The following is a 24,172-nucleotide window of genomic DNA, read 5'->3' on the forward strand; positions in this document are numbered from 1 at the left end:
ATGCGCATCCTTCACGTCCTTGATCATTCCATCCCCTTGCACAGCGGCTACACCTTTCGGACGGCAGCCTTGCTGCGCGAGCAACGTGCATTGGGGTGGGAGACTTTTCACGTCACCTCGCCCAAGCAGGGCGCGACCCCGGTGGCCGAGGAAACGGTGGATGGCCTGACCTTTTTCCGTACGCAGCCCGTTCAGGGCCGGGGTGTGAACTGGCCCGTGATGGGTGAGTGGCAGCTGATGCGCGCCTTGGAGGCACGCATTGAGGACGTGGCCAAGCAGGTCAAGCCCGACATCATCCACGCTCATTCGCCGGTGTTGAACGCCATGCCCGCCTTGAGCGTGGGCGGCAAGCTGGAGATCCCGGTGGTGTACGAAATCCGTGCCTTCTGGGAAGACGCCGCGGTGGACCATGGCACCACGCACGAGGGCAGCCTGCGTTATCGCTTGACACGCGGCCTGGAGACCTCGGCCATCCGCCGGGCCAACCATGTGTTCACCATCTGCGAAGGGCTGCGGGCCGACATCGTGGCGCGTGGCGTGGCGGCCAACAAGGTGACGGTGATCCCCAACGCGGTGGACGTGGAGGCCTTTCAGCTGGCGCAGCCTGCCGATCCGGCCTTGCAGGAGAAGTGGGGCGTGAAGGGCCGAACGGTGATTGGCTTTATCGGTTCGTTCTATGCCTACGAAGGGTTGGATCTGCTGGTGGCCGCCTTGCCCGACGTGATCCAGGCGCATCCTGACGCCTGCTTGCTGTTGGTCGGCGGGGGCCCTCAAGAGGCGGCGCTGAAAGCCCAGGTGCAGTCTCTGGGCTTGAGCCAGCATGTGATCTTCACCGGTCGGGTGCCCCATGCCGAGGTCAATCACTACTACGACTTGATCGACGTGCTGGCGTATCCGCGCCACTCCATGCGTCTGACCGAGCTGGTGACCCCGCTCAAGCCCCTGGAAGCGATGGCCCAAGGGCATCTGTTTGTCGCGTCCGACGTGGGCGGACACAAGGAGCTCATCGAGCACGGCAAAACCGGATGGTTGTTCAAGGCCGATGACCGCGCAGCCCTGGCGAAAGCGATTGTGGACATGCTGGCCCACCCGGAGCGGTGGCCGCTGATGAAGGCCAATGGCCGAGAGTTTGTCGAATCGGTGCGCAACTGGCGCAACAGCGTCGCGAATTACCGGCTACCCTATGAAAGCATTCTGAACGGGGGCCACGCATGAAGGTGATGGTGGTATTCGGCACGAGGCCCGAAGCGATCAAGATGGCGCCGCTGGTCAAGGCTTTGCAGGCCGCACCTGGGCTACAGACCGTGGTGTGCGTCACCGCGCAGCATCGGCAGATGCTGGATCAGGTTTTGCACCTGTTCGAGATCACGCCCGAGCATGACCTGGATGTGATGAAACCCGGCCAGGACCTGTACGACATCACCAGCAACATCTTGCTGGGGCTGCGGCCGGTGTTGGCAGCCGAGCGTCCGGACTGGGTGCTGGTGCATGGCGACACCACGACCACCCTGGCCACCACGCTGGCCGCGTACTACGCACGCATCCCGGTTGCGCACATCGAAGCGGGTCTGCGCACGGGCGACAAGTACGCGCCTTTTCCGGAAGAAATCAACCGCAAGATCACCGGCGCGGTGGCGGATCTGCACTTTGCGCCCACCGCGGCCTCCCAGTCCAATCTGTTGGCAGAAGGGGTGCCTGCGTCAGCGATTCACGTGACGGGCAATACGGTTATCGACGCCCTGCTGGCCGTGGTCGACAAGTTGAAGACCAGTGCAGATCTCCAATCGGAGTTGGCCGAACGCTTCCGGTTTCTGGATGGCAACAAGCGGTTGATTCTGGTCACCGGGCATCGGCGCGAGAACTTCGGCGAGGGCTTTCAGAACATCTGTCACGCCCTGGCTGACGTGGCCGAGCGCCATCCCGATGTCGAGATTCTCTACCCGGTGCACCTGAATCCGAATGTACGCCAACCCGTCAACGACATCCTGGCTGCACGCGGTTTGTCTAACGTCCACCTCATCGAGCCGGTCGACTATCTGCCCTTCGTCTACCTGATGAACCGCAGCCACCTGATCATCACGGACTCGGGCGGCGTGCAGGAAGAGGCGCCGTCGTTGGGCAAGCCGGTGCTGGTGATGCGAGAGACCACTGAGCGACCGGAGGCGGTGGCGGCTGGCACCGTAAAACTGGTGGGCACGTCGCGCGACGAGATCGTGCGCCAGTGCGAGCGCCTGCTGATCGACACAGAGGCTTACCAAGCCATGTCACGCGCGCACAACCCCTACGGCGACGGGCAGGCCGCGGCGCGCATTGTGAACACACTACAGAACATGCAAGGGAGAGTTTGAATGGCACGCGAACTGCAAAAAATCATCGTCATGGGCCTGGGCTACATCGGCCTGCCCACGGCCTCAATGCTGGCCACCAAGGGGCACACCGTGGTGGGGGTGGACGTCAACGAGGCGGCGGTCAACACCATCAATTCAGGCCGCATCCACATCATCGAGCCCGATCTGGACATCCTGGTGCGTTCGGCCGTCAACAGCGGCAACCTGCGTGCTTCGCTGGTGCCGGAAGAGGGCGACACCTTCATCATCGCGGTGCCCACGCCCTTCAAGGTCGAGGAAGGCAATCCCAAGGCGCCTGACCTGTCCTACGTGGAGGCGGCGACCCGGGCGATCGTGCCTTACCTGCGTGAAGACAACCTCATCATCCTCGAGTCCACCTCGCCCGTGGGCACGACCGAGCTGATCGAGCGCATCGTGCGTGAAGCGCGCCCCGAGCTGGCGGGCAAGGTGCATGCCGCTCATTGCCCCGAGCGCGTGCTGCCGGGCCACATCCTGCGTGAATTGGTGGACAACGACCGCATCATTGGCGGCACCACCAAGGCGGCAGTGGCCAAGGCCAAGGCGCTGTACAAGACCTTTTGCAACGGCGCGATCCTGGAGACCGACAGCAAGACGGCCGAGCTGTCCAAGCTGGTGGAGAACTCGTTCCGCGACGTCAACATTGCCTTCGCCAACGAGCTGTCTGTGATCTGCGACAAGCTGGGCATCAATGTGTGGGAAACCATCTCGCTGGCCAATCGCCACCCGCGCGTCAACATCTTGCAGCCCGGCCCCGGTGTGGGCGGGCACTGTATCGCGGTGGACCCGTGGTTCATCGTGTCCAGCGCTCCGCGGGAGGCGCGCCTGATCCGCACGGCGCGCGAGGTCAACGACGACAAGCCGCACTGGGTGATCGAGCGGGTGCGCGCCAAGGCTTCGCGCTTCAAGGAGCCCGTGGTTGCCTGCCTGGGCCTGACCTTCAAGGCCAACATCGACGACATGCGCGAATCGCCGTCCTTGGAAATCGTGCAAAAACTGCGTGAGACGCAGATTGGCGAGATCCTGGCTTGTGATCCCAATGTGGATCCGGCGAAGGCGCCGTTCCCCTTGACCGATTTGAAGACGGCGCTCCAGAAGGCCGACATTCTTCTCTTGCTGGTCGATCATGAAGAATTCATGGACCTGGATCGTGAGCTGATCAAGGACAAGGTGGTAATCGACACCAAGGGCGTGTGGCGTTGATGTCAGACCTGGCCCAGAGACCGGCGCTGCTGGTGTACTCGAGCCTCTTTCCCAGTCCTGTGCAACCGAACGCGGGTGTCTTTGTGCGCGAGCGGATGTTCAGGGTCGGGGCGCATCTGCCCATCGTGGTGGTCGCGCCAACGCCCTGGTTTCCCTTTCAGTCGCTCTTGCGCTTGATCAAGCCGCACTTCCGTCCGATGCCCCCCGCTCATCTGCAGCAAGACGGGGTGGATGTTTGGTACCCGCGTTACTTCTCGGTCCCTGGGTTGTTCAAGCAGTGGGATGGGCTGTTCATGGCCTTGAGCACGTATGCGATGGTCAAACGACTGAAGCTGGCCGGCCGAGTGGACATCATTGACGCCCACTTCGCGTACCCCGATGGCTATGCAGCGACCTTGCTGGGGCGATGGCTGAAGGTGCCTGTAGCGATCACCTTGCGTGGCACCGAGGCCCGGCACGCACGCACTCCGACCTTGGTGGGGCCCTTGACGAAGGCGCTTCAGGGCGCGACACGTCTCATCGCGGTGTCGTCAGAGCTGAGGCGTGTGGCCTTGCAATTGGGCGCTGACCCGGCGCGTGCGCTGGTGGTGGGCAATGGCGTGGACATCAGCAAGTTTCAGCCGCACCCCAGAGATCAGGCTCGCGCCAAGCTGGGCATTGCACCCACTGCACGGGTGTTGATCTCGGTGGGAGGGCTCGTCGAGCGCAAGGGCTTCCATCGCGTGATTCCGCTGCTGCCGGAGTTGCTGAAGAGCTATCCCGATCTGGTTTACCTCATCGTGGGCGGCGCCAGCGCCGAGGGCAACAACCGGGCAGAGCTGGAGAAAATGGTGGCCGATCTGGGCGTGGGGCCCCATGTGAGGTTTCTGGGGCCGAAGCCCCATGAAGCGTTGGCGGAAGTGTTGAGCGCGGCCGATGTCTTCGTGCTGGCGACCCGTGCTGAGGGCTGGGCCAATGTTTTTCTGGAGGCGATGGGCTGCGGCCTGCCTGTGGTGACCACAGATGTGGGGGGGAACCGCGAGGTGGTGTGCCGGCCAGAATTGGGCGAGGTGGTGCCGTTCGGTGATCAGCAGGCTTTGGGCGATGCGTTACAGGCGGCCTTGAAGACGCCATGGCGTGCCGAACGCATTCGGCAGTACGCCCTCGAAAATGCCTGGCCTCATCGCGTGCAGGTCTTGCTGGACGTGTTCCGCAGCATGGCCACAGACAAACAAAGGGTGAACTGACGATGGAGTCTTTGCTTTTTGCGCTCGATGTGCTCTTACTGGCGTACTGCTGTTGGGTGATCGTGAGATTCAACAAGAAGCAGGGCAGAACCCCGGCCGACCTGGGGCTGTTTGCCTACGAAGAAGAAAAAGAAAAGGGCAAAAAGTGAGAGACATTTTCATGCTCTTCATCACGCTGGGGCTGGTGCCCATGGCGTTCATGGATGGATTCGTCGCTTTCCTCCTTTGGATCTACACCACGGTGATGTCGCCGGGCAACTACCTGTATGGCTTCATGCTGAGCTTCAGGTACGTGTTTGTCTTTGCCGGTATCGCGGTGCTGTTGTTGATGTTGGGGCGAGTGAAGGAGCGTGGGAAATTCGAGTGGAACATCAGCACGGTGTTGCTCCTGCTGTTCATCGTGCACGGCATGTTGTCGGCAGCGTTTGCATTGCAGCCCAATGTCTTGTTGGAGATCCGCGTTGAAACGTTCTGGAAGGGGATGGCCCTGGCATTGATTGCCCCCTTCTTTCTCAGCTCACGTTGGCGGGTTCACCTTACCGTGCTGGTGCTGGTGCTGGGCTTGGGTTTTCATGCCGTGGTCGATGGATTGAAGGTCATCGCGTCAGGCGGGGCGCACAACGTGGTCGGGGTGCCCAACTCCAGCCTCACCGACAACAACCTCTACGCATTGGGCATGGCAATGCTGTTGCCGCTCATCATGTACCTGTATCGCTACAGCGCTCACAAGTATGCCAAGTGGACTGCCGCGGTCGGTGTGATCTTGACCATCATGACGATCATCGGGACCAACTCACGAGGCGGCTTCCTGGCTTTGGCTGTGGTTGGCTTCTGGTACTGGATGATCAGCCGCCGCAAGCTGATCTCGCTTGCCGTCATCGGCGTCTTGGCATTTGGGGTCATGCACGTTGCCTCCGATCGCTGGTTTGATCGCATCGAGTCCATTCAGACCGCCGGGGAAGACGAGTCGTTCATGAATCGCGTGGCGGCCTGGCGGGTCAGCATGTCGATTGCCAACGATCACCCCGTCTTGGGAGGTGGCTTCAATGCGGTACAGAATTTCTGGATCTGGGATGAGTACAAGAATCGACCCAGTCTGTTCACTGTCGACGTGAACAAGTACACCCCCAAAGCGGCCCATAGCATCTACTTTCAGGTGTTGGGGGATCTGGGGTATGTGGGGCTGCTGATCTTCCTTGCGTTGTTGGCCTCTGCCTTTTATGCGCGCGCTCGTGTCAAGGCCATCGTTGTGAAGACGGGGAGTGGCTGGTGGGCGCTGGATCTCAGCAATGCGGGGTGCCTTGCACTGGTCGCATTCATGGCCGCAGGCGGCGGGGTCAGCTTGGCGTACTTTGAACTGGTGTACTTCCTGATCGTGATGATGTCGATGTTGCCCTCGATCTTGTTAAGCGAACCTCGTCCGCAGAATCAAGCGGCGCAGCTTGATCATTCAGGATTCGATGCGCGATGAAGTACAGACGAGAGATAGACGGTCTGCGTGCACTGGCAGTCATCCCGGTGATCCTGTTTCATGCCGGGTTCAGCTTGTTTGCAGGCGGGTATGTGGGCGTCGACGTGTTCTTTGTGATCAGTGGGTACTTGATCACAGGCATCGTGATGGACGAGGTCGATCAAGGCAAATTCTCGATCGCAGAGTTTTACGAGCGACGCATCCGGCGGATACTTCCCGCGCTTTTTCTCGTTATAGCAGTTTGTGCCCCGGTGGCGTTCCTCGTCTTGTTGCCGGCGGAGATGAAAGAGTTCAGCCAGAGTCTGGTGGCCGTGGCCACATTTTCATCCAATGTGCTGTTCTGGTCCCAGAGTGGCTATTTTGAAGGGGCCGCCGAACTCAAACCCCTGCTGCATACATGGAGCTTGTCGGTTGAAGAGCAGTTCTATTTGTTCTTTCCGCTTCTTCTGCTTGTGACGTGGCGATGGGGAAAGAGGTGGGTCGTTGCGCTGCTTGCAACAGCGGCGGTGGGCAGTCTGATCCTGGCCGAGTGGGGCGCGCTGAACAAGCCCATTGCAGCGTTTTTCCTCTTGCCCACCCGAGCATGGGAGCTGTTGATTGGCTCCTTGGTGGCGTTTTACCTTGGCAGCACGCCTGATCGACTGCCATCTCCGGTGTGGCGCAATGCGCTGGCAATGATCGGATTTCTGGCAGTGGCTTACGCCATCTTCGGCTTCGACACACAGACCACCTTTCCTGGGTTGCACGCACTTGTTCCCACGCTGGGCGCGGCATTGATGATCATTGGCGCACGGCCTGAAACCTTGGTCGGTCGCCTGCTGGGCCAGCCCGCCATGGTTTCCGTAGGTCTGATCAGCTACAGCACCTACCTGTGGCATCAACCACTGTTTGCCTTCGCGCGCCACATGGGCCTGGAGCGGTCTGACGCACTTGCATTGGCCGCACTGGCCATGCTGTCGGTGGTCTTTGGTTACGTCAGTTGGCGGTATGTGGAGACGCCCATTCGTCGCAGTCGAGGCCTTTCCCGACGGTTCATTTTCCTTGCAGCGGGCATCGGGTCACTGCTGATGCTGCTGGCAGGTGTGTCGGGGCATGTCATGAACGGGTTCATCGACCGGCTCAAACCGGAGGACCGCTATTTAGCGTCCATCTCACCTGGCGTGCAGGGCGAATACGTGCGCAAGCGGTTTGATGCGCTCCATCACGCCTCATTCTCTGATCAAAATCAACGGATCAAGGTCTTGGTCATTGGGGATAGCTTCGCCAAAGACCTGGTCAATGCCATTTATGAAGGCCCCCTCGCGGAGCACATTCAGGTCTCCACGCATCAGATATCTGTGGGGTGCGGAAACTTGTATCTGTCGCGCAGCATTGAGGCACAAGTTACCAATCCTCAACCCGTGCTGTGTCGCCAAGATGACTGGTATAACTCCCCCAAGGTCAAGGAGCTTATCCGGCAAAGTGATCGGGTGTGGATTGCATCTGCTTGGCAGTCTTGGGACGCCGCCTTGTTGCCTGAAAGTCTTGGCAATTTGCGGCGTGAATTCGGTGACAAATTTCTGATATTTGGTACCAAGAACTTTGGTTCGATCGATATCAAGAAGTTGCTTTCGATTCCAGTTCCACAGCGCTATCAAACTCGCAATAAAGTGTCTGAGTCCAGTCGCAGCATCAATCGGCAATTGTCTCAAGCAGTGGGGTCGTCCCAATTTGTTAACTTGTCAAACCTGATGTGTGGTGAGTCAGGGTATTGTCACGTATTTAGGCCGGATGGGCATCTGTTGTCATATGACGGGGGGCATCTTACTGTTGAGGGTGCACGGCAACTTGCGGCACGGCTCTCTGATGAGCCTGTGATCAGGCGTGATTCATTATTTTGATGATGAATGCAAGGTTTTGGATAAGTCCCAGCCAGTATGACGTAAGGGTGGGTTATGGTTTTTCCCAATCGCTAATGAGCTTTTTTGTGAGCTTTGTGTTGAAAATGAATATATTTTCTCCTCGGTGAACAAAGTCCAATTCGCGGGCGGAAACTTGCTTGAGGAAGTTTCGTGAAGTGCCCTTGCTTGGCAGCATCCAATCGTGCAATTCAATAATGATGCAGGGGAACGCGTCCATCCACTCGCAATTGTCGGAAAACAGATCGGATTCACCACCCTCGATGTCGATCTTGGCGATCACAGGCACACCATCTTCTCCGAATTGACGCATCAGATTCGGGATAGTTTCGGCTTCAATTGCAATGGTCGCCGTGTCGCGTAAGTCAATCGGGGCTGTTCGGAACCCCCAGTCACCATGGCCAGGGTCCAAGAGTGACAGTTGGCCTGGGCGATTTGAGATGGCGCCTCGAAATAGTGAATAATTCAAACCTGCCATGTTCTTCGTGAGAAGGTCTGCATTGGCTGGGTCTGGTTCAACGCAGATGAGCTTTGCACCGGGGTAGCTCGCGCCAAAGAAAACGGATGACGCTCCGATGTTGGATCCCATGTCCACGATCAGGCTTAAACGCTGCCGCTCATGAAGTAAACCTAGCAACTCAATGATGTCGTTGCCTTGTGGCCAGTGGCTAAGAGCGTAGTCTTTCTGTTCAAAAATCTGTTTCATGACCCCTACATCGCCAATGCTGTCTGGACGGTAGTGGAAGTTTCTTGAACCAATTTCTGAGGGGCGCACCGCGTGATGGGCGATTTTGATGGTTTGCCCTGACGCCAATGTCAACGACGAAATCTTCGGCATCCATGGCAGCAACCGATGAAATGGTGAGCGCTCAAGTCGATGGCGTTGTGCCAATAGTCTGCGCTGGGCTGCACGCAAGAAGGCAATGGCTGTCATCTTTGCTCCAGTGAACTAACTCAGTGAATTCATGCGCAGGCGCTAACAAATGAGAGGGAGTCCCTCTGTCTCGCCTGATTGCTTTGATTTGTTTTTTGCCTGCTCTGCTAAATTTTTTACTGTTAGCGCGCAAGCAGGAAATGTAGCCTGTCGGCCATTTTTCTCATTGCCCACTTGATGGTCCATTCAGATCGTTGATGATCTTGAATTTCAAGAATTCTGCCTTGCTGGATCTGGAAATTGCGGCCGACATTCATGAGTAGTCCCGGCATTGCATTGCCAACTGAGGCGATGCCTTCCCTGAAGTACTTGTTCCTTAAAACGGCCGCAAAGAGTTCGTGCTGTATGGAGCTTTGAACAGTTTGTGCCAAGGGGCCGGTCTTAATGCTTCTGAAGTGATAGTTGGCAAGATATTCGTATACGGAGGCAATATCGTAGTGCATCAGAAAGCGAATGTTGAAGTCCCAGTCGTCTAGAACGGGTAGGTTGGTGTCATAACTGCCGACTGATTTCAGGCATGATCGTCGATAAACGAATGATATAGGGCTAAATTGATTTTTTGTCAGGATGTCAGCAATATGGGTTGCGCTTTTGCTGTGATGAAGGGGGTGTTTTGATGTCTGTTGAATCTCGGTTTCGGTTACGGTCTCGTCAACCCTGTTTGTCGAGCAGACCACCCCGCCGAATTGACCTTTGACGTCCTTGTCAAGGAACCCACACATGACTTCATAAAATCTAGGTTCTAGGCTATCGTCGTCGTCGTGGAGGTGAATGTATTGAGAGTCGGATTGCGTGATGCCTGTATTAGAACCTGCGGGCAGTCCAACGTTATCTTTTAAATGTATGACCAAACAGTCCAAGCCTTGGCTGCGTGCGTAGGCAGCATTTTCATTGACAGGTTTCGGATCGCCTCCATCGTTAACGATCACCCACTGCATGTCAAGGAACCTTTGTCCGATGAGATCGTCCGCGCAGCGGCGCAGAAAAACAGGTCGATCTTTGGTCCTTGTGATGACGGAAATTTTCTTCATGGCTCTATTCCCTGGGCGAACTGTTTGAAGATGATGATTAATTTGCGTCGATGGTTCTTATGTGCGCTCGGTATTCTGCGCTGTATCTGAATATTTCGCCTGTTATTGAATGGGGCAGGGGGTGGTTGAATTGGAAGCGTGTGCTCCAATATTGGATCCATAGGCCGCCGATGACATCACCACACCGTTCATCTCTTCTTTGAAGAACTCGATATAACCATCAAGTGTGCGAAGAAATTGGTCCAGGTCGTTCTGTGTGCGCACATATGGCGTGTGGCCTGGTTGCAGCGACGGGCTGTGATAAGTCAGCCCCACGAAGCGCCCCCCACTGTTCACAAGGCAACGAGTGGCGCGCTTCAATTCTTCAAGGCCGTAGCCTTCCGGGGTGATTTTGACGCGTTCGACCAAGCCCAGTCTCGATGCAATGCCGGGCAGGCGCATCGCCTTGGCGGGCGGTGTCAGCAACAGTTTGTGCACCCAGGGGCCGTGTTTGTGAAGAAGTCCCGCATAGGCCGCTGTGGCGGGTTGCTCCATCATGCGGCGGCCACCTGACTCAAACCAGTACGGGGCCGTGTTGTGACCCGAAAAATCGGGCCCCCCGTCGGCAGACATGTCCGTATGCGGGACCACACTGGCGTCGACGGTGTAGCCCAGTTTGGCAATGATCTCTGCCGTGTGAGGGCCCACGCCATATCGGCCTGCTTTGAAAACCTTGGGCGCGCGGCCAAAGTGGGTGGTGATCGCTTCGGTCAGCAGGCGCAGCTTCTCGAACTCCAACTCACGCGGCAGGTTGCCAGCATATGAGTTGAAGGTGTTCACCTCCTCGGTGTAGGGCGGTGACACCCAGGGATGCAGGTGGGTGCCAATTTCGCAGCGACCTTCTTCCATCAACTTCTTCAGCACTGCGATGGACGATGGGGTGGTCGCCACAGGCCAATCGATGACATACGTGGGCACCACACCATGCTTGTCGAAGACACGTTCATGGGCCAGAGGTTGCGCGGCGATGGCACTGACGCCGACATTGCGACGATCAAAGGGCTGGGACCAGTCGAACTCTTCCTCTGTGTCCACCACCACGGTCAGCACTGGGCGAGTAGAGGTCGCCGGAGAGATGGGCTGGTGGGCCAGAAGGTTCAGCATGCTGACTCGCTTGCAGACGTGGCCTGATGTGCCTGTTTCAACAGAGCGGGCAGGCAGGCATCGATGCGTCGATAGGTTTCTTGGAAAGCCTCCAGATCCTTGCCATCGGGGTCCAGGATCTGTCTGTCAGGGGCGGATTCAAAGTCGCCCAGGTACACCAGTCGGCTTTCCAGATCCGGGTAGCGTTCGATCACGGCTTGTCGATTGATGTCGTCGAAGATCACAATCCAGTCGCTTTGGCGCAGCAATGGCTCAAAAGCATGCTTGGAGGCGTGCGTGCTGAGATCGACACCCTGCTGGCGTGCGGCCTCTTGCGCCACCAGCGGCGCTGGCCGGGCGTTGCGCGGCAGCATGCCGGCTGAGTCAATGTCCACATTCAGCTTCTCGCGCGCAACCAACTGGCGAGCCCTCTTTTCTGCATAGGAGCTGCGGCAAATATTGCCCTGGCACAGGAAGAGCAGCCGCGGGCGGCGTTCATTCTTGAGTGCTGGCAACGCATGTTGAGTGCGCGCATGGGCGCCTCGCAGCTTCTGCTTCACCGTCGCCAGCAGTTGTTGACATTCGAGTCGGGCGGGCCCCGTGTCGTCCCACACCCAGGTGTCCTGACGCTCCCGGTTGATCAGGATGCGCAGCAATCCACCACTCCACTGCAAGACATGCTTGGTCATGGCCAAGGGATGAGCTTGAAGCTCGCTGCTTGTCATTCTGACCTGCCAGAGATCCGACATGAAGTTGCGGCCATAGCGCGGTGCGGGGTAGACGACAGCGGGCGTGCGTTGCCCCTGAACCAGCAACTGGTAGAGCCGGTAGGGAAAGTCGACGCCCCAGGCGACAGGCAAGGGGAGGGAGCCCCAGGGGCGCGCATTGACCTCCAGCAGATGCCACTGTCCTGTGGGCTGATCCACCTTGAACTCGAACATGGCGAGGCCGGTGTACTGAATGGCTGTCACCATGCGCTGTACGGCGGCCAGGCGCTCCGGGTGTAAGGGCATGCTCTTGCGATAGAAGCTGCTGCCTGACACTTCGTGCGCACGCTGATGCTCGAAAGCTTGCAGGACTTCGCCACGGTCACACAACACGGACACCCCCACTCCGACACCGGGAACGAGGTGCTCGAAGAACACCTCCTGGTCGGCCGGCTGATGCGCGTGCAGCCACTGCTCCAGCTCTTTCACCGACTTCACAATCTTGACCTGGGTGCGAACGTACAGGTCTGGCCAGCTGTAAGACTTGCGGTACTTCGCCACGAGCGGGAAGGCCTGTGGCAACGAGCCCTTGGCATGGTACAGATGCGCCTGGGCCACAGGAACATTGCACCGCTCCGCCAACTCACGCGTCTGAACCTTGTCAAAGAAGGCGTTGAGCGCTTGCTCGTCAGGGATGGCCAGGCGGGTGTCAGCCGGGAATTCGTGCTGATGGCGAATCAGGGGCAGCAGGCCGCGCTCTTCGCAGGGTAGGACAAGGGCGAACCGCTCTCTTTCGAGCAGGGCGCGCGTAGCCGCCAGCCACTCCTGCCCCTCACCAAGGTAGTAAGGCAGGATGTGAACCTGCTTGATGTAGCGGGACGCCAAAGCCGGCGACGACAGCGTATTGGGCGCGACATGAACTTCCAGGCCTTGGCGTCCCAGAGAGCGCACGCAGGCCAGGAAACTTCGCGTGTCATCGCCGATGACCAATACTTTCTTTGCTGCTTGCGCCATGCGATTACCGGGACGGGAGAAAAATGAACATCAGAGACCTTGTTTGCAGCCAGATGCAATAGAGCGCCCATTTCCAGCTGAATTTCGCACCGAGAGCTTGCCAAGCCAGGAGCTGCGCAGTTGCTCGGCGGCCATTTCGGCTACTGTGTTCGGAGAGGTGACGCAGCAAGTCTCCTTCATGCCGCAGGCTCAGTTTGACAATGTAAGGGCTGGACACTGACATGGCAATGTGACGACTGACCATGGCGGCCATCAACCACCGATCGGTGGGAGGGACGGTCATCGACACGTTGCTCTGTTTGCCACGGTCTGGCACATGGTGTTGGGCTGTCACGTTGGGGCTGTAGGCCATCAATCTGGCGCGGTCCACGCATCGCCAGAACAGGTCACGGTCTTCTTCGTAGTTGACCCCTTCCCAGAATCCCCCCACATCCAGCAGTAGCGTGCGGCGCAACAGCAGCATGTTGAGGTGCGCAAACCCACCGCACTGGCTCAGCTGTTCAATGGTGACACGGTGACAGTCGGGGGCCAGCGTCGGCATGCTTGCCAGACGCGCAGACAGCCGAGGGAGCCAGTCTTCTCGAACGGCACCGTCGGGAAAAACGGCACGTTGATTGCTGATGTAGAGGTCCAACTCAGGGCGTGCACGGAAGGCTTCGACAGCTCGACTGAGATGCGCATCGTCAATCCAGATGTCGTCGTCATCGCAAAATGCCACGAGCTCACCTTGCGTGCACTGGATGGCCTGGTTGCGTGAGGCCGAAGGCCCTTGGCCACGTTGCCCGTCCTGTCCTTGCTGCACCAGGCGGAAGCGGGCATCCAGTTCACGCCACAGGTTGGCGTAGTGCGCACGCGTGGCCGCTGAAGAGCCGTCGTCCAGCACGATCACTTCCAGGGCCTGATGCGTTTGCGCCTTCAGGGCCAGCAGGGTCACACGAAGGAGCTCCGGGCGGTTACGGGTGGCGACGACAACAGATACCAGCATGGCCATCCTCAGCGACGTGCATTCCACGCACGACTCAACGGGCGCAGGGCGCGAATCCACAAGGGGACAGGGCGGTCCAGCACGGGAGGGCCGCCGCGTCCAGCCAAACCATCTGCCAGACCCCGTAGGCAGGCTTGTGCTTTGCTTGCTTGCCCTTGGGAGTAGAGCTTCTCGGCCATCACGAGGGAGCGATCGATGTAGCGAAGTCGCAGCCCCCTTCGATAACCGCTGGGCACATGCTTGAGGGCGAAGAAGATCGCATTGCGCGTCATCAGGTAAAAAAAGTAAGGTTGACGCTGGTACATGTCGCCGTCGAAACAGGCGTGTTCGACCACGGCATTCAAGACGATGCGGGTGCGCCATCCGCCAGCGATGAGCCGGGCACCCATATCGTCGTCTTCGTAGTAAGCGAACATGCGCTCATCCAGCACACCGACCTCACGCAGGGCGGTGACGTTGAGCATCAAGGCTGTACCGACAGCCCAGACTTGGTCGGCGTGGTCGGCCAGAAAACGGGGGGCTTCGGCCAGCGATGACGGCCGCAATGTATCGATGTTACGCCACTCATGGATCGCGCCACAGAAGTCAACAATGCCGCGGTTGCCCAGGCGGGCAATCACGGGTGATGCGGCGCCACAGCGTGGATCGCTGCCCATTTCGTGGATGACTTCGGCAATCGCCCGAGGGTCAACGACGGTATCGTTGTTCAGCAGGAAAACGTAGTCGTAACCGTGTGCCAGCGCATGGCGAATGTTGAGGTTTTGCCCACCAGTGAAACCGGTGTTCACCGGGTTCACGACCAACTCCACTTCAGACGGGAGACCCGCCTTCAGCGTCTCCACCTGCGCCGACCCGGACCCGTTGTCCACCACGCGGATGTCACATTGCAGCGTGCCGGGTAGGATGGAACGCCGCACCGATTGCACGCAGTCGAGGGTTTTGTCGGCGCCGTTCCAGTTCAGGATGCTGATGAGTACCGTTGTCATGCAAGCGCCAACAAGGAATGAACAATGAAACTTTGGTGGGCGCGCAGCGCTCGCTGGGGCAGGAAGGCGCCACCTTTTCCGGTCAACCCATCCCAGATGCCCAGTTTGATCGCGGTCTGCGCTGCGGGGTTGTCTTGCAAGCGCTGCAGTTGCTCATGTGCCAGTCTGGCATTCCAGCGAACCACGCGAGCCAGTTGAGCAATGCCCACGTACTTTCGCCACATCAGGATCGCATTGCGTTGTGTGTAGTAGTAGTAATGGGGCTTTCGGGGATGCGGCGGGGCATCGTGGCGGATGTCGGCATTCAGTACCACATGATTTTTCAGCTTATGACGAAGGCAGCGCAAGGAGTAGTCGGTGTCTTCCGAATAGGCGAAGAGCTTGTCGTCCAGAAAACCCACTTGTTCGATGGTGCTGCGTTTGAGCAGCAGCGCGGTGCCCCACAGAATGATCTTATCGGGGTGGGCTTTCTGCATGTTGGCAGCTTGTTGAAGATCCGGGTACTCGACCACTCCCGTTCCCATGCCGTTGAGCAGGCTCAGTGCATGCTGAACCTGATGGGGGGCAGCCTTGTCTCGAATCACTGGGCTGGCGGCTCCAATGGCCGGGTCTGCCTCCATGGCCGCCAGGAGTCGGGGTAGGCACTCCGGTTCGACGCAGGCGTCGTTGTTCAACAGCCAGACATAGTCAAAGGCTTGCTCAAGGGCATGGCGCATCACGAAGTTATGCCCCCCTGCAAAGCCCAGGTTCACATCCGACGTCATCAACGTGATCCCAGGTGTGCGCGAGAGCACATCGGCCGAGTCATCGCTTGAGCCGTTGTCCAGTACGATGATTTCGAGGGCCATGTCATCGTGCTTGCCAAGCGACTGGATGCAGTCGATGGTTTCCGGGGCGTTGTTCCAGTTCAGGATGCTGATGCAGACCCGTTTGTGCTGTGTGTTCACCATACTTTGCGGATGATCTTTTTGAGCAGGCCGGCAGACATGAAACCTTCCTGAGCCGGGGTCAGATCGGCTTGCCGCTGAAGCCACTTCAGATTGGCCATCGTGTAAGCAGCGTTGTCCTTGATCTTGTAAAGGTTCGCGCTTGTAGGCAGGCCATAGCGGATCTCTCCGTCATACCGATGCAGGTGCTGATGAGGCACCAGGTAATCTCGCCATTGGTCGGAGTTGATGTGCCCCCAGTTGTGCGAATGCTGGTTGTTCTGTCTGCGGATGTCGATGCGCTTTTGGGTCTGCTGATCAGACCGAAACTGGAAATGGTGAATCAGAAACTGTCGTGACGCTTTGGTCAAACCAGGCACTCTTTGTTTGACCACATCGGCGGTGAGTGTCGTGTTGGCGTCGTAGCGAAAAACACGTGGCTCACCGTAGTTCACCAGGTAGTGGCGACGCTGCTCGATGGCTGGCTTGGTTGGGTCGAAGGCGTAGTTTTCTTCGGTATCGGTGAAGTAGAACTGCGCTGACTTGCATTCGACGAAGTTGGCACCCTCCCGGACCGCCTCATCCAATACGGGTTGAAGAGGCTCGGCATACACCTCGTCAGCATCCAGGATGGCAAACCAGTCGCCGTCGTGCATCAGGTGGCGGTGTTGGTACACCGTTTCGAACTTGAGGTTGTCGCTGAATGGGGTGGGCAGCACGCTCACGCTGAGCGTGGGTCCGGCGTAACGACTGGCGATCGACAAGGTCTCGTCGGTGGAACCATTGTCAAACAAGAAGATGTGGGTGAAACCGCCAAAACGGAGGAGGGACTCGATGGTCTGCGCGATGATGTCGGCTTCGTTTTTCACGAGCATGAAGCCATAGATGTTCATGCGGTTCTCCAGCGACCCAGGACACGCGTGATCGTTGCAAGAATCATGGTTTCAATGCCATCAGGTTTATGTACCAGGACCCAGGTACCCAAAATCCAACAGGTGTAGAACACGCCACCGATGACGACCTTCACTGTCAGTTCAATGCCAGCGATGTGGCTGACGTTGAAGGACGTCAGGAGGGCATACATGAGCAAGCTACCTATCAGAGGCCGCACGTATGTCGTGAGTGATTGTTGGACGGGGAGGTGCATGTGTTTGCGGGTGGCAAAAATCACCAAGAAAGCGTGTACCAAGCCGCTGAGCAGTCTGGCCAACATCAGTCCGATCAGTTTGTAGGTGGGGGTGAGAGCAAGGGCCAGCAGTGCAAAAACGACGAACTCAAGCCACACGATCTTGCTTTGAACCTTGACGTGCCCCGCCACGTTCATCAGGGTGTTGAGGGGGCCGGTGAGGTATTGGACAACTCCGATCATGGCGAAACCGGCGACAAAGGGCGCCGCTTCCAACCACTGCGGCCCCAACAACACGCGCGTGGCCTCTTGGCTGACCGCAGCCAATCCAAACCCCATGGGGATCGTGATCGCGTTGACGGTGGAGAGCGTGCGCAAGGTGGCGCTCTTGGCTCGCTCCCAGTCTGACTGCATGGATGCGAGGATCGGAAACAAAGGCCGGGTGAGGGTTGGACCCAACTCCCCCGTGGGAAGCTGTCCTATGTCTGCGCCGACCGTGAACAGACCGTATTCTTGTGTGTTGCCAATTTTGCCTGCGATGATCTGGTCGGTTCGTTTGAGGACGAAATTTCCAATCCCGGTGGTGAGCAGCCACTTTGAAATTTGCCAGATTTCAGGGATCCGAGAAATGCACCATTTTGGTCGGTATGCGTGCAGGCGATAGCTTAAGAAGAACTCACACACATACCCTGCCATGATGCCGCACACCAAAGCACGGTAATCTCGAAAGTACAGTGCCGTTCCAAGTGTGAAGGCAGCGGATATGATCTTGGTGAAGACGGCGGAGCGATATTCGACGCCAAACTGAAGATCACGGTAGGCGAGTGCCATGCCGATGTTGGAAAAACCCATGAAGGCCATCCCGCCGGCCACAATCCACAAAACGTTCTGAACCCGCGGTTCAGTGAAATACTGCGCCGCAAATGGCGCCAGCACCGCCAGCACAAGGGCCATCACGACGCCCTGCATGGCGCGCAAGGTCCAAGCGGAGTTGATCTGATCGGTGTCTGGATTGCCGATTCTCACGAGTGCCTGATTGGATCCTGCGTTGAGGAAAGCATCCACCAATCCCACGACCAGAAAAGCCAGGGCGACCACACCGTAATCTTGCGGTGCCAGAAAACGGGCCAGAATGAAAGTGCTGAGCAAGCCGATACCTTTGACGGACCAGCGCATACCCAGTGCCCAGATGGCGCCCTTGATCAGCGATGCCTTTGGATCCTCAACCGGCGCGGGGGCATTGACGGTCATGCAGTCTTTCTTTGGAGCGGAGACAAACACTGCGTCAGTTGCCAGGCGGCTTTTCTCAGTGGGTTCGGGAATTCCACGATGCACTTTTTCATGTTGAATTTGGAGCCCGACAGCGCAAGATGTGGTTGAGCAAGCGCTTGCCTCGCGTGTGAAAAGTCGCCAGAGGCAAAGGCCGCATTGAAAGCCTGGGCACTATGTTGCTCAATCGCGTGAAGAATCTGTGCTTTGTGACGGGCGGCGTGTGGGTGATGGGTCAAGCAGAACGTCAGAACCTGTGCTGCGCCCAGATGCATGCGCACAGTGTGGTCAGACTGGCTGCCGGAGTGGTACCTCACGCGTGCCAGCGGGCGTCGATGCAAGGCGACTCGCCCACTTGCAATCGACCGCAAGTTGAACTCCCAATCTTCTGTCACCACGCTCCTGAAAGACGGATTAAACCCCCCGATTCTCTTGTAGAACGTGGTCTTGACTGTCATGCCAGTGACCCACATGCAGGGGTATCGAATCGATTTGATGTAAAGGTCAGGATCGTTGACATAGAACCCTTGATCTACTTCAACGCCATCAAAATAGTCTGCCGGAGCGGCGAAGAATTTGTCCGGGTACCAGGGGCGGGCATCGAACGTTGAAAAATTTGTGTAGGTGACGTCGGTATCAGGGCGCGTCGCAAGCCAGGCCCACATGACTTCCACATACTCAGGGTCCAGCAGGTCGTCTGAATCACAGAAAGCCACGCGCGCAGACCGCGCAGCGTCCACCCCCACATTGCGGGCCTTTTGTACGCCTTGATTCGCGGTCCGAATGTATCGCACGCGATCAGCGAACTGGGCAACCACCTGGGGCGTGTCATCGGTGGAGCCATCGTCCACCACGATGATCTCGTCGAAAGGGACGGTTTGCTCAAGGGCACTGCGCAAGGTTTGCGGCAGTAGACTTCCACGGTTGTAAGCCGGAATGATGAGACTGAACATGTCAACAATTCAAGGGGGCCTGTGACTGGCGCTTGAGCCAGTCGTTGCGAATGATGAGCAGCTTGCCGTTCTGGGTTAGCTCAGGTTTACCCCACTCGATCTGCCATGTGACTTCATCGCCAATCTTGTTTTGCAGGAACTGGCGCACCTGCTCTTCGCTCATGGTGAAACCTGTACCCTGGTCGAGGCGCACACGGATCATGTCCGCTTCTGACTGAATGAACTGGTAGCTGGACAAACCCTCTATCCAGCGCATGACCAATGTCAGACCCGGCATGGGAACCTTCCTCCCGCTCGGGAAGTGAAGCACATCTCCGGTACGGCCATCGACGGGGCCGATGCGTGGCCAATGCACGCCGGAAGGGGAGGCTTCAAAGCTGTGCCAATGGACCCGGTCTCCGGTTTCGTAGCGGATGAAGGGCATGGCCTTGTCGGAGAACAGCGTGGCCACCGCCCGACCGGTCGTTTTCAGGCTGTGGATCTGCTGATCCCCGTCATCCAGGATCTCCAGAATCCCGCGGTGGAAGGACAGGTGCAGTCCGTCTTGCTCAGGACCCTCGCAGGCATGCAAGCCCCCATCGTTGAGGCCGTACTGGTCTAGGACTTTGACGCCCAATACGTCCTGAATGCGTTGCCGGACTTCAGGCAACATCACTTCAGCTGTGCAGACCACGCCCTTGAGCGCGGCAGGACGCGTCCCCAGTTGTGCGAGATGTTCACACAACTCCTTGATGGAGTTGGGATAGCCATAAATCAGCTTGATCTGATGAAAGTGCGGCGCCTGTGTGAGGGCACGCGTGCGCTCCAGCGTGAGGTTGGATCCGCTGGTGACCCAGCGGTTCATGACCTTGTCTGCAAGCGAGCGTTTATCGCCCAAACCGATGCCGACGGACTCGCCGCCGACAATCAGGAAAGGGTCACCAACCCGATAACCTGCCCAGGACCAGCCCATGTACATGTGAGCCCAGGCCAGTTGCTCATCGTGATAGGTCATGCGGAATATGATGGGGCGGCCGGTGCTGCCGCCCGTGCGCGCTTCCGTGCTCTTCACACTGGGGTCGGTCGTGACCAGCGTGTCAAGATGCTCCCGCACATGATCTTTGGTGAGGATGGGGAGCTTCTGGAGGTCCGCAATTGTCTGAATTTCATGCGGGTCACTGATGGCATCGCACCAGTGATCCCGATAAAAGGGGACGTGCCGCCAGCAGTAAGCAATGATGTCTCGGAGGCGTTGCTCCTGATAGGCGCGAATGTCGTCCGGGGTCCAGCCCGTTCTGGCCTGCATCAAGCGAAAGAGGGCAATGCGCCGTGGCACAGAAGCCGTGATAAGTAGGTTGTGAAGGAGCTGACTCATGGATACTGACGTGTTGCGGGCGTCAGGTCGTGGCAAGCGGTGGCACGACCGAAGGCGCCCGGCAAAGAGCTGGCTGCGCGCGGAGCTCCGCAAAAGTCATCCGTGACCATCGGGTGCGTGGGCACAGGATTCGGTGCATCGCTCCAGCTGAAGTCAAGCTGGAAGGGGGCGTGGATACGCCCAAGGATACTGCGCTGAAAGTTATGGTCGCTGACCAGAGTGCCGCCTCGGCGCGCATTGATGGCACCATCGACGACGTTGCCATACACCTCCGCATCGGAGGGAATGCCTCGGATACCGATGCCGTAGGTGTTGATCACCGTGTTGTGGGCGATCACGGATCGGATCGCGCGGTTGTTATCGATGCCGAAATCATTGCAGTTCATGATGACGTTGTTGATGACGAGACCTCCCTTGTGTTCGTAAATGCATTCTTTGTCTGGGCAGAAAGGCTTTTCTGTGAGGCCGCCACCGAGGGAAATGCCAACGCGAGAACCAAAGTACGAAATGTTGCCATCGGTGGTGCAGACCAGAATGTTGCGCTCAATGCGCCCACCTTCGCCGCCACCTTTCATGAATAAGCCATAGGAGGCGTTCTTGCCCCAGTGCTTCACAAAGTGGCTGACCTGATTGTCTGCGACGACCCAACGGCTGGCGCCGACCAGATCCAATGGGGTCAAGGAACCATATCCATATGCCTTGTCATTGGTCAGGGTGTTGAATTGAAGCAGGCCGTCATCCGGAAATTGCCCACGTTCGCCATTGACCTTGATGTGTGCGGCGAAGTTGCGAATGAGATTGTTGCGAATGACGACGTTGCGGCCGGCTCCGACCACGTGGAATGCGTGCTCGCAAGGGCCATTTTCGACATCGCAGTGCCCCTCAATGACCAGGTTTTCGTAGATCCAGAAGGCCCGATCTTGATGAATGGTGCCGGAGTCGATCTTGATGACGACGGTTCCAGGTGTTTCTGCACGAACGATGACCGGCGCGAGGACCGTGCCGTCATGCTGCGGCTGGAGCCAGCCACTCAGCCGGTAGCTGCCAGGCTGGAGCGTGATAGTTTGGCCCGGAAGGGCGCGTGCAATGACAGCCTTCAACTCGCTTGCGTCATGAACCCAAATGATCTCTCTTGCTGTTGCTGAGGCCTCTGCAGTGACACCGAGGTTTGGCTGGCTGATGTTGACCGGGCGTGGTCTGCCGTCCCTTGTGTACGTTTGAACCGGTAACGAGCGAGATTGCTGACCCTTGCCCAGCTGGTCAATCAGGGCGCGCGGAGTGACTTCTGGCCTTTCGATGTCACGTTGCAATCTGTGAAGGACAGGGCGGCCAATTTTTTCCAAAGTTGGGTGCCCCTCAAGTCGCTCCAGCGTGTAGCGGATCAACTCGCCAGAGGTTCGATAGTTGATTTCCTCCCACACTGAGTAGCCAGTTTTGGACTCACGCGACAAAAGCATCGCGATTGCCAAAAGCAGAGCGACTCCGATGATCAAAGCCAGCCAGATACTTGGCCTGGATCTGCGTTTTTGTTTGGGGCGTGGCATCAGTTCTCAGACTTGGGCGGTCAATTGGCGACGGGTGTTGTGTGCGTGACCGAGACTCGGTCGTCCAACTTGGGGGGGACATGCCCAGCAATGAGCTTGAGCGTTGGGATGAGAAGTCGACTGCCGTGTTCGCTGAGGTGATTGTGGTCCCTGTATGCAGGCAGGCCGTCGACAATCGCCTGACATTGATTGTTTGGGCAAAATGCCGGGGTGGGGTCGAGGATCACCACGCCGCATTTTTCCTTGGCGGCATTTTGTGCTTTCCAAACCCATTCGTTTCTTGCTAAATATTCGCTCATTGAAACATGAATATCCGTGGGGGTGCCGAACATGATGCGGCGTATGGCTGTTGTGGGGACGTTGACTGTCATTTCGGGGGTTGGGCGAAGCATGAAAACCTGCCGATGACGAGCCAATTCGCATGCAGTGTTGGTCAGAGCCATCGCTAGTTCATTGATGGACTCGGGTGTTGGCTGCTGGGTCGACTGTGAAATGTAGCCGAGAGGAATGCCTTGGTGGAGCCCCGTTTCGTTTACGCCAAATGCCTGGATGGCATACCGGCCAACCAGCAAGATGGGGTAGCTTGATGGGGAATTAGATATGGTTTCCTGAACCCACTGGTTGTGCGCTTCGCAGTTGTATTCAAGATGGCGCTTTGGCGTCGCGTGGGCGTTCAATTTGAGGCCTTGAATGAAAGGGCACCCCACATAGCTGATCGGGATCCACGTGACATTCGGCAGTGCGGCGGTCGCGGCTGACAGCATGGGTTGAACATGAGAGTCGCCAACGATCAAAATTTTGCGCTGAGCTTGCCCATACTCACACAAGGGTGTCGCCACGCCAAAAGTACCTTCGCACTCCTGCGCTCGGGTAGGGAGCTTCTGCTGCTCTGCCATGATCAGCTTGGCGGCTTCGGGTAGCCGAGAGGGGGCTCCCTGCACCTTCCAGATCATGAGGCCGGCCATGCTGACCACCGCTGCTGCTGAGGCGATCTGCACGATGTTGGCCTTGGCGCTGTGCTTCGCCAGAAATATTCGGCTGGGTAGTTCTACGAAGCGATAGGACATCGCTGCCAACAGGGTGGCTGTGATCAGGCCTGCCGGGACGGCAAAGGGGCGATCTCTCCATTCCAGTGTGACCAGAACGACGAACACAGGCCAGTGCCACAGGTAGAGCGAATAGGAGCGTTCACCTATCCATTGTGCAAGCGGGTGATGGGTAAAAGCCAGCCGCTGGTTGCTAAAAATAACCAGCATGGTGCCCGCGACTGGCACAATCGTCCAGAAGTACGGCCATAAGGTTTCAGGCGAGAATGAAACAATGGATGTGGCGATCAGGCTCAATCCTGAGAGTGCCAATATTTTCCGCCATCGAGGTGATACACCCTCAGGTCGAAGCTGACACAAGACGCCGCCAGCCAATAATTCCCACGCGCGGGTGTGTATCAGATAGAATGATGCAGTATTGTCGCGCGGGCTCAGTATCAGGGCGGCGCACAGGGATGCCAGCAAACATGCACCAATGGTCCATCCCTGAAATCGGAGTCCGGGCCGTGCCTTCCATGCAGCCCATAGCAGGACAGGCAGAATAAGATAGAACTGCCACTCCACGGAAAGTGACCAGGTGTGAAGAAGCCATTTCTCGTGGGAAGTGCTGTCGAAATAGCCGGCGCTGAGCCAATATTCAATATTGGAAACAAATAACAGGCTGTAGACCGAGTGGCTGGCAAGTGATTTGTAATCCGCTGGGGGTAATGTGAACCAACCCAGGGTCATCAGTGCTGCGCAGAGTACCATCAATGCCGGAGCGATGCGCCGGGCTCTTGCGGAAATGAATTCAATAAAAAGAAAGGTTTCTTTTTGAAGGCCATTTCTCACGATGCCGGTCATCAGGAAGCCTGAAATGACGAAGAATATATCGACGCCCACAAATCCGCCACGAAATCCTGGGATTTCGAAGTGATACAGCATGACGGCAACGACCGCCCAGGCGCGCAAGCCGTTGATGTCGAGTCGAAAGCCGGATTTCTGGTGCATGGTGACGCCTGAATGAAGGTT

At 57.7% G+C, this 24,172-nt stretch carries 20 protein-coding genes; 7 read left to right on the plus strand and 13 right to left on the minus strand.

Annotated features, from left to right (window positions below):
* The 7 genes from AC3WW4_RS07660 to AC3WW4_RS07690 are packed head-to-tail and all read left to right on the plus strand — an operon-like array spanning position 1 to position 8,146.
* Positions 1-1,215, plus strand: a complete 1,215-nt coding sequence (locus AC3WW4_RS07660; protein ID WP_488827790.1) for a TIGR04063 family PEP-CTERM/XrtA system glycosyltransferase — start codon at positions 1-3, stop codon at positions 1,213-1,215.
* Positions 1,212-2,348, plus strand: coding sequence for a non-hydrolyzing UDP-N-acetylglucosamine 2-epimerase (wecB, locus tag AC3WW4_RS07665; protein ID WP_488827791.1), 1,137 nt, complete (start codon positions 1,212-1,214; stop codon positions 2,346-2,348). Before AC3WW4_RS07660 ends, wecB begins: the two co-directional genes overlap by 4 nt.
* Complete coding sequence (gene wecC, locus AC3WW4_RS07670) at positions 2,349-3,569, plus strand: UDP-N-acetyl-D-mannosamine dehydrogenase (protein WP_488827792.1); 1,221 nt, start codon at positions 2,349-2,351, stop codon at positions 3,567-3,569.
* Positions 3,569-4,795 (plus strand): glycosyltransferase, encoded by a 1,227-nt coding sequence (locus tag AC3WW4_RS07675; RefSeq protein WP_488827793.1) that lies wholly within the window; start codon positions 3,569-3,571, stop codon positions 4,793-4,795. Before wecC ends, AC3WW4_RS07675 begins: the two co-directional genes overlap by 1 nt.
* Positions 4,796-4,797: 2 nt before the next feature.
* Positions 4,798-4,944: a hypothetical protein gene (locus AC3WW4_RS07680; protein ID WP_488827794.1), complete on the plus strand. Its 147-nt coding sequence runs from the start codon at positions 4,798-4,800 to the stop codon at positions 4,942-4,944.
* 11 nt (positions 4,945-4,955) lie between these two features.
* A complete protein-coding gene (locus AC3WW4_RS07685; RefSeq protein ID WP_488827795.1) occupies positions 4,956-6,266 on the plus strand; it encodes a putative O-glycosylation ligase, exosortase A system-associated in 1,311 nt (436 codons plus the stop codon).
* Positions 6,263-8,146 (plus strand): acyltransferase family protein, encoded by a 1,884-nt coding sequence (locus tag AC3WW4_RS07690; RefSeq protein WP_488827796.1) that lies wholly within the window; start codon positions 6,263-6,265, stop codon positions 8,144-8,146. Before AC3WW4_RS07685 ends, AC3WW4_RS07690 begins: the two co-directional genes overlap by 4 nt.
* A 52-nt stretch (positions 8,147-8,198) precedes the next feature.
* Here the strand turns inward: AC3WW4_RS07690 and AC3WW4_RS07695 are convergent, their stop codons facing one another.
* The 13 genes from AC3WW4_RS07695 to AC3WW4_RS07755 form a co-directional block, all read right to left on the minus strand.
* Positions 8,199-9,098: an FkbM family methyltransferase gene (locus AC3WW4_RS07695; protein WP_488827797.1), complete on the minus strand. Its 900-nt coding sequence runs from the start codon at positions 9,096-9,098 to the stop codon at positions 8,199-8,201.
* 122 nt (positions 9,099-9,220) lie between these two features.
* On the minus strand, positions 9,221-10,129 hold the full coding sequence (locus AC3WW4_RS07700; protein ID WP_488827798.1) for a glycosyltransferase family 2 protein: 909 nt from the start codon (positions 10,127-10,129) through the stop codon (positions 9,221-9,223).
* Positions 10,130-10,231: 102 nt separating this feature from the next.
* Positions 10,232-11,218 (minus strand): polysaccharide deacetylase family protein, encoded by a 987-nt coding sequence (locus tag AC3WW4_RS07705; protein ID WP_488827799.1) that lies wholly within the window; start codon positions 11,216-11,218, stop codon positions 10,232-10,234.
* Positions 11,219-11,265: 47 nt separating this feature from the next.
* Positions 11,266-12,972, minus strand: coding sequence for an arsenate reductase/protein-tyrosine-phosphatase family protein (locus tag AC3WW4_RS07710; RefSeq protein WP_488827800.1), 1,707 nt, complete (start codon positions 12,970-12,972; stop codon positions 11,266-11,268).
* 4 nt (positions 12,973-12,976) lie between these two features.
* Positions 12,977-13,957: a glycosyltransferase family 2 protein gene (locus AC3WW4_RS07715; protein WP_488827801.1), complete on the minus strand. Its 981-nt coding sequence runs from the start codon at positions 13,955-13,957 to the stop codon at positions 12,977-12,979.
* Positions 13,958-13,965: 8 nt separating this feature from the next.
* On the minus strand, positions 13,966-14,943 hold the full coding sequence (locus AC3WW4_RS07720) for a glycosyltransferase family 2 protein (RefSeq protein WP_488827802.1): 978 nt from the start codon (positions 14,941-14,943) through the stop codon (positions 13,966-13,968).
* Positions 14,940-15,893 (minus strand): glycosyltransferase family 2 protein, encoded by a 954-nt coding sequence (locus AC3WW4_RS07725; protein ID WP_488829705.1) that lies wholly within the window; start codon positions 15,891-15,893, stop codon positions 14,940-14,942. The genes AC3WW4_RS07720 and AC3WW4_RS07725 overlap by 4 nt, the downstream gene beginning before the upstream one ends.
* Positions 15,887-16,762 carry a glycosyltransferase gene (locus tag AC3WW4_RS07730; RefSeq protein ID WP_488827803.1) on the minus strand — a complete coding sequence of 292 codons (876 nt, stop codon included), beginning with the start codon at positions 16,760-16,762 and terminating at the stop codon, positions 15,887-15,889. The genes AC3WW4_RS07725 and AC3WW4_RS07730 overlap by 7 nt, the downstream gene beginning before the upstream one ends.
* Complete coding sequence (locus AC3WW4_RS07735; RefSeq protein ID WP_488827804.1) at positions 16,759-18,246, minus strand: lipopolysaccharide biosynthesis protein; 1,488 nt, start codon at positions 18,244-18,246, stop codon at positions 16,759-16,761. Before AC3WW4_RS07735 ends, AC3WW4_RS07730 begins: the two co-directional genes overlap by 4 nt.
* Entirely contained in the window at positions 18,243-19,217 is a 975-nt protein-coding gene (locus AC3WW4_RS07740) for a glycosyltransferase family 2 protein (protein WP_488827806.1), read from the minus strand. The genes AC3WW4_RS07735 and AC3WW4_RS07740 overlap by 4 nt, the downstream gene beginning before the upstream one ends.
* A gap of 1 nt (position 19,218) precedes the next feature.
* Positions 19,219-20,571 (minus strand): phenylacetate--CoA ligase family protein, encoded by a 1,353-nt coding sequence (locus AC3WW4_RS07745; RefSeq protein ID WP_488827807.1) that lies wholly within the window; start codon positions 20,569-20,571, stop codon positions 19,219-19,221.
* Positions 20,568-22,115 carry a right-handed parallel beta-helix repeat-containing protein gene (locus AC3WW4_RS07750; protein ID WP_488827808.1) on the minus strand — a complete coding sequence of 516 codons (1,548 nt, stop codon included), beginning with the start codon at positions 22,113-22,115 and terminating at the stop codon, positions 20,568-20,570. Before AC3WW4_RS07750 ends, AC3WW4_RS07745 begins: the two co-directional genes overlap by 4 nt.
* A gap of 20 nt (positions 22,116-22,135) precedes the next feature.
* Positions 22,136-24,151 (minus strand): acyltransferase family protein, encoded by a 2,016-nt coding sequence (locus tag AC3WW4_RS07755; RefSeq protein ID WP_488827809.1) that lies wholly within the window; start codon positions 24,149-24,151, stop codon positions 22,136-22,138.
* Between the last annotated feature and the right edge of the window lie 21 nt (positions 24,152-24,172).

This window comes from Aquabacterium sp. TM01, assembly GCF_057808345.1.